This window comes from Caballeronia humi (genome assembly GCF_001544475.1).
In the GTDB taxonomy this organism is placed as follows: Bacteria; Pseudomonadota; Gammaproteobacteria; order Burkholderiales; family Burkholderiaceae; genus Caballeronia; species Caballeronia humi.
In genome coordinates, this window is the sequence record NZ_FCNW02000117.1 from 1 (window position 1) to 5939 (window position 5939).

The 5939-nt window shown below is 64.7% G+C and carries 5 protein-coding genes; 1 reads left to right on the forward strand and 4 read right to left on the reverse strand.

The features are described from left to right. Positions 1 to 217: 217 nt before the first annotated feature. Entirely contained in the window at positions 218 to 643 is a 426-nt protein-coding gene (locus tag AWB65_RS33950; protein WP_087660380.1) for a DUF4399 domain-containing protein, read from the reverse strand. A gap of 46 nt (positions 644 to 689) precedes the next feature. Next, positions 690 to 1127: a DUF4399 domain-containing protein gene (locus tag AWB65_RS33955; protein WP_087660381.1), complete on the reverse strand. Its 438-nt coding sequence runs from the start codon at positions 1125 to 1127 to the stop codon at positions 690 to 692. 352 nt (positions 1128 to 1479) lie between these two features. Here AWB65_RS33955 and AWB65_RS33960 point away from each other — a divergent pair, with 352 nt between their 5' ends. Beyond that, complete coding sequence (locus tag AWB65_RS33960) at positions 1480 to 3354, forward strand: SUMF1/EgtB/PvdO family nonheme iron enzyme (RefSeq protein WP_087671161.1); 1875 nt, start codon at positions 1480 to 1482, stop codon at positions 3352 to 3354. 246 nt (positions 3355 to 3600) lie between these two features. Here AWB65_RS33960 and AWB65_RS33965 read toward each other — a convergent pair whose 3' ends face one another. Together AWB65_RS33965 and AWB65_RS37495 are read right to left on the reverse strand one after the other, a co-directional pair. After that, on the reverse strand, positions 3601 to 5688 hold the full coding sequence (locus AWB65_RS33965) for a serine/threonine protein kinase (RefSeq protein WP_087671162.1): 2088 nt from the start codon (positions 5686 to 5688) through the stop codon (positions 3601 to 3603). A gap of 34 nt (positions 5689 to 5722) precedes the next feature. Beyond that, the coding region (locus tag AWB65_RS37495) for a hypothetical protein (protein ID WP_235008069.1) at positions 5723 to 5939 on the reverse strand (217 nt) is incomplete at its 5' end.

Genomic DNA, 5939 nt, shown 5'->3' on the forward strand with positions numbered 1-5939 from the left:
TCAAGCCTTTGAAAATAAAGGGATTTATCGAACATGGAACGAGTGCGAGCCGACCTTATACGCGCGAACGCTGATCGCTGAAACCCAACAGCTTCGTGTGGAAGTGTTGGACCTTCAGCGACACATGGTCAGGAGGAGATTTGAGAGTGAACGGAATCGCAGGAGCATCGTCGATCGATGTCCCGGAGTGGAAAGCGGAGCGCCTGTGAAACGCCCGCTATTTGACGATGATGGTGATCTTCTTCGAATAGACCGGCGGGTTGTGCGGGATGTGCTTGTCGTCGCCCATCAGCAGTTGCAGCGTGTGCTTGCCGGGTGGCAATTCGAGCAGCGTCTCCGTTTCTCCCGCGCCGTAGTGCAGATGATTGCGGTCGGAGGGAATCTCCTTGTCCATCGGCGGCAGGTCCGTATCGATCAGCAGATGGTGATGCCCCGTGTTCGGATACTGCACGCCGCGCGGCGCGACGCCCATGTAGCGCAGCCCGAACCACACCTTGAACGGACGCCCGGCCGGCACCACCTGGCCGTCGTTCGGATAGCCGATGTAGGCGTACGCGTTCGGCGGCGCGGGTGTCGATCCGGCTGCCGCGACGCCACAATACAGCGATGCCGCGAGCGCGGCGGCGGCGAATAGCTTGTTCATGGCGTGTGCCCTCCGCTGGGTTCGGCCCGGATGCGCGGTGCCGGTGTCATCGCATCGTGATCGTGATCTTCTTCGAATACACGGGCGGGTCGTGCGGCACGTGGTTCAGGTCGCCCATCAGCAGTTGCAGCGTATGTTTGCCGGGCGGCAATTCGATCCGCGCGTCGGTCTCGCCCGCACCGTAGTGCAGATGATTGCGATCGGAGGGAATCTCCTGATCCAGCGGCGGCAGGTCAGTATCGATCAGCAGGTGGTGATGCCCGACGTTCGGCAGGTCGATACCCTTCGGACACACGCCCATGTTGCGCAACCCCATGCGGACCCAGAGCTTGCCGCCCGAGAGGACGGCGCCGTCCGGCGGCCAGATGATGTACGCCTCGGCATTGGCAGGCGACGGCGTGCGCGGTTTCGGCGCAGGAAACGACGAGTCCGCGGCGAGCGCCGCGATCGAAGCCAGCGCGCCAAGTATTGTTCTTCTCAGCATGTTTACGCAGCCTCCCGCAAGGTCGGAAAACGATCGGTGCCGGCGCGCGGTGTTCACCGCCCTCGCCTTCGTTCGGTTCGTCCGGGGTGTCGTCTTTTAGCTTAGAACGGAAGTCGTCAAAAAGATACGTAGATGCGCGATGTGCGGGTACTCGACCTGCGTTGCAGGCGCCCGATGTCATGGAATCCCCCATAAGGAATCCCTGCACAAAGGGACTTAGCACGGCCAATCAGCGTGCTATCGTTGTCGATGCCAGTTCCGCAACCGGCGGCACGCGCCGGAGCATGACATGCGTGACCATCGGGCGCGCCGTCGGCCAAAATCTTCCATGCCGGATAGACAGGGTGTGAATATGTGGCGAAAACTCTTGATCGTATGCATATTCGGCGCGATCGGCGTCCAGGCCGCGCAAGCGGCGCCGATCGCGCCCAAACCCGCGCCCGAGCCCTCGTCCGCCACTGAACGCGTCGCGCTCGTGATCGGCAATGCGGACTACGGCAATCATCCACTCATGAGCCCCGTCGACGATGCCCGCCGCATGGGTACCGCGCTCGCCTCGCTCGGCTTCGACGTGATCAGCCGTGCGAACCTGAACGAAGCGCAGATGAAAGACGCCCTCGCCGACTTCGATCGCCGGCTCGCGGCGGGCGGCACGGGCGTGCTCTACTTCGCGGGCCACGGCATCCGGACTTCGCGTGACACCTTGCTGATCCCGGTCGATGCCGACAGCGGTTCGCCCGCGCGGCTCGTCACCAAGGGCATCGCGCTGCAAGGCGTGCTCGATGAGATGGCGCGCTCGGGCCAAGGCCGCGCGAGAACCCATCTCGTCATCCTCGATACCTGTCTGAACGATCCGTTCGGCGCGGCTGCCATGCGTCCGCTCGCGCTGCCCCCGAACACGCTGGTCGCGTACGCGACGGCGCCCGGTTCGCTCGCGATCGATGGCGATAATCACGGCGTCTACACGGCCGCGCTGCTCGGCGCCTGGGCGTTGGGCAATGACGATGTCGCAACGATGTTCGGCGCGGTGGCATCAAAGGTCGCGCGCAGCACCGGCGGGCGTCAGATACCGTGGGTTGCATCGACGCTCACCCAGCGCGTGAAGCTCGGCGTTGCGCGCGAGCGAATCGATGTCGCGTCGTTGCAGGAAGTGAAACCGTCGACGATGCGCACGCGCGGCATCCTGCCGAAGGACAGCAGCGAACAATACGAACTGACCTTCTGGGATTCGATCAAGGACAGCACCTATCCAGCCGATTACGAAGCCTATCTGAAGGCTTACCCGAACGGCCGGTTTGCGGGACTCGCGAAAGCTCGAATCGAGCGGCTGCGCGCCGGCGGGGCGAAATCGGAGGCGCCTGTTGCGCGTACGCCGACTCCTGCGCCTGCGCCTGCACCGGCACCCACTCCAGCGCCCGCGCCCAAGCCCAAGCCAGCCGCACCGCCTGTTGAAACGGCCAAAGCCGCCCCCGCAACCCCCGCCCCCTCAACCGCCGCAAAAGCCGCGAGCGGCGGAGAGATCAAGGATTGCCCGTCGTGTCCCGTGCTGATCCCGCTTTCGCCTGGCAGCTTCACGATGGGCAGCAATTCTGACGATCCCGCCGAAAAGCCGCCGCATCGCGTGTCGATCGGCCAGCCGTTCGCGATCGGCAAGTACGAGGTCACCGTCGAACAATGGAACGCGTGCGTCGACGCGGGCGCGTGCACGCGCATCGCCATCGACGGCAATGCGGCCAACAATGCGCCGATGCGCAACGTCAGTTGGGATGACGCACAGGTCTACGTGAAATGGCTCGCAAAGGTAGGCGGCAAGGCGTACCGGCTGCCGACCGAGGCCGAGTGGGAATACGCGGCGCGCGGCGGCACGTCCACCGTCCACTGGTGGGGCGACGCGATGAAAAAAGGCACCGCGAACTGCAAGGACTGCGGCGACCCGTGGTCCGCCGACGGTCCCGCCAACGTCGGCTCGTTCATGGCGAATCCGTACGGCCTCTTCGACATGAACGGCAGCGTCTGGGAGTGGGTCGCCGACTGCTGGCACAGCTCCTACAAGAACGCCCCCGCCGACGGCCGCATCTGGGACGACCCCGCTTGCTCCGTGCGCGTGATCCGCGGCGGCTCGTGGCGCGAGGGCGCGGCGTACATGCAGTCCGCGACGCGCTTCAAGTACAGCGCAAGCGTGCGGCAGTCGCAGAACGGTTTCCGCGTCGCGCGCGATATGAAATAGGCTCCGAGACGGCGCTTCGTTCAGTTCTTGCGCGCTGATCGGCACGATATCGAAGGGTATGTCGTCGGGGTCCTGCTTGCCCCCCAAACTCCTTCATGCGGCTCCTGGCGGCGCGCAGATACAAAGCGCCTGATCGCCCACCTCCTGTGCCTGCGTATTGATCTGCACGATATCGACGGCGACGTACTGCCCGCAAGCGGCGTCGTGCAAGGCTCGACCGCGCGCAGATAAACAGCGCTCAATCGCTCACTTCTTGCGCGCCTGCGTACTGATCTGCACGATATCGACGGCCACGTGGTCGCGGCCGTACTTCCCCGCAAGCTGCGTCATGCGGCTCTCGACCGCGCGCAGATAGTCGGCTTTCGGCTCGCTGCCGGGGCGCAGCGTATCGAAAAGCGGCGCGGGCGTCGTCACCAGTACCACCAGTTCCGATCCGAACGGCGCGCCGACCACCCAGTCGCCCATCGTGCCGATCGTCGCCGTGTAGTGCGGCGGCGCCTGATTGTCCTTCGCGCGCTCGTTCGGCACGAGATGCACCACGGTGCCGTCGAGCTGGAAATAATCGACGTTCACGTAGGAATCGTAGCCGGGCGTCATCACGTCGAGAATGAGCGGCTGGCCTTCGGTCAACTTCGCGCCGGCTGCGCGCGTGCGCAGCGACGCAGGCCGACCCGTCTGATGATTCGCGCTCCAGTACGGGCCGAAGACTTTCAGCACGTCGCACTTGCTCTCGGCGACCTGCGTCACGCCGAGGTTGACCGTGGACGCGCCTGGCACGGCGGCCAGGACCTGCTTCAGACGCGTCGTGCCGTATTGCTCCGACACGAAGCCCTGCACATCGATGGTTTTGTCGTGGACGGACGCGACGAGCGCCGAGCACGGTACGCCCGCGAGCACGGGCGTGACTGCGTCGAGCGTAAGCGCAGGAGGCGCGGCAGGCACCGCGGCAACGGCAGGCGCTGACGGCGGCGCGGGCGGCGTGGGCGCCGTCGGCGCCGTTGCAGGCGCAACCACGCTCCCCGCGACATCCGTTTCCTTCGGAGCTTCCTCGTTGCTCTTCGACTGATCGTAAAAGTAATAGCCGCCTGCCGCCAGAATGGCCGCCGCAACCGCCGCCCCGCCAATCAGCGCCTTCTTTGAAGTGCCCGTCGATGCCGCCGGCCGCTCCTCGCTCAACTCGTCGAGAAACTGCGCGACGGTCGGTGTGCGCGCCTCGCGGTCGAACGACAGCGCCGCCTTCAACGCCCGCCATTGCTTGTTGCCGAGATCGCCGGGGCGCGCGGGTTTCATGTTCGCGCTGCGCGCCTGCAGCGCCGGCACGCGGTCGAACGGATGCTTGCCGGTCAGCAATTCGTAGGTGATGCAGCCGAGCGCGTAGACGTCGTCGCGCGGATCGGGCTCCAGGTGCTCCAGCATCTCCGGGCTCGCGTACGCGGGCGTGAGCGCACCGAGGCTGCCGGGATCGAAGATGGTCGCCTCGGTCTCCTCCTCAGGCCGCTGGAACACGCGCGCGATGCCGAAATCGATCACCTTGACTTCGGCGGTATCGGTGAGGAAGACGTTCGCCGGCTTGAAGTCGCAGTGGACGAAACCGCGCTCGTGCGCGTACGCGAGCGCGTTCGCCATGCCCTTGAAGATCGGGAACGCCTCGGAAAAGGGCATGCCCTTGAAATTCGGGTTGCGAAGCATGCGCGACAGCGGCTGGCCCGACAGATATTCCATCGTCAAGTAGACGACCGAGCCGTCGCGGTCGAAGTCGTACACCGTGACGATGTTCCGGTGCGCGAGCGTCTGCGCCTTGCGCGCCTCGCGCTGCAGCGCGATCAGCGACTTCGGGTTGCCGCGAAACTGCAGGTTGAGCACCTTGATCGCGACGTAGGGCCGCCGGTCCGACGCTTCGAGCTTGCGCAGGTCGAGCGCCTTGTACACCGTGCCCATCCCGCCGACGCCCAGGCACTCCTCGAGCACGAAGCGCGCATTGAGCGTATCGCCTACGCCTTTCACCTGATCCAGTTCCGCGACCACCTGGCCGTTGCCGAACGCCCCCTGCGACGCCGACTGACGCGACGAACCGCCCGAAGGCGTCGTCTGCACGCGGGTTTCGTCGGAAGTGTCGAGGGGATCGGGGTGCGGCGTGTTCTCGATACGGCGCTTCACGGCCGCATAGATGTCGTGCGGGAGCGGCGTCGCAGCGTGCTCTTCGTCGAGGATCGCGAAGAGGGTGGCGCGCGGGACGCGGTTCGCCGCCAGTGCGCTATCGATGCCTGCATAAAAAGCGTCGCGCGACTGGCTGTCGCTGTGGAATGTACGAATCGCTTCTGCAAAGCTTGTCATTTGTGCGACTCGACGCTCCAAATAGACCGACAATTCACTTGTCGTAACAAACTGCATGTCCACGTTCGATACTAGCCTTCGATAGCGGCTTTCGCAAATCTCGTTTGCGATCATGGACGCTGGCACGGACGTGTCGTGGTGTCGCCAACAGGTGGACGCCGGCTGTTGGCCCGCAGCCATCATGCGATTGGCGCTGCTCGTTGGTATAACGCAGCGCGCCCCAAAAATATTCCTTATTTTTCAATGCCTTG

Coding starts and splice junctions, on each gene's coding strand:
- AWB65_RS33950 (WP_087660380.1), bottom strand. CDS start 643: ATGAACAAGCTATTCGCCGCCGCCGCGCTCGCGGCATCGCTGTATTGT.
- AWB65_RS33955 (WP_087660381.1), bottom strand. CDS start 1,127: ATGCTGAGAAGAACAATACTTGGCGCGCTGGCTTCGATCGCGGCGCTC.
- AWB65_RS33960 (WP_087671161.1), top strand. CDS start 1,480: ATGTGGCGAAAACTCTTGATCGTATGCATATTCGGCGCGATCGGCGTC.
- AWB65_RS33965 (WP_087671162.1), bottom strand. CDS start 5,688: ATGACAAGCTTTGCAGAAGCGATTCGTACATTCCACAGCGACAGCCAG.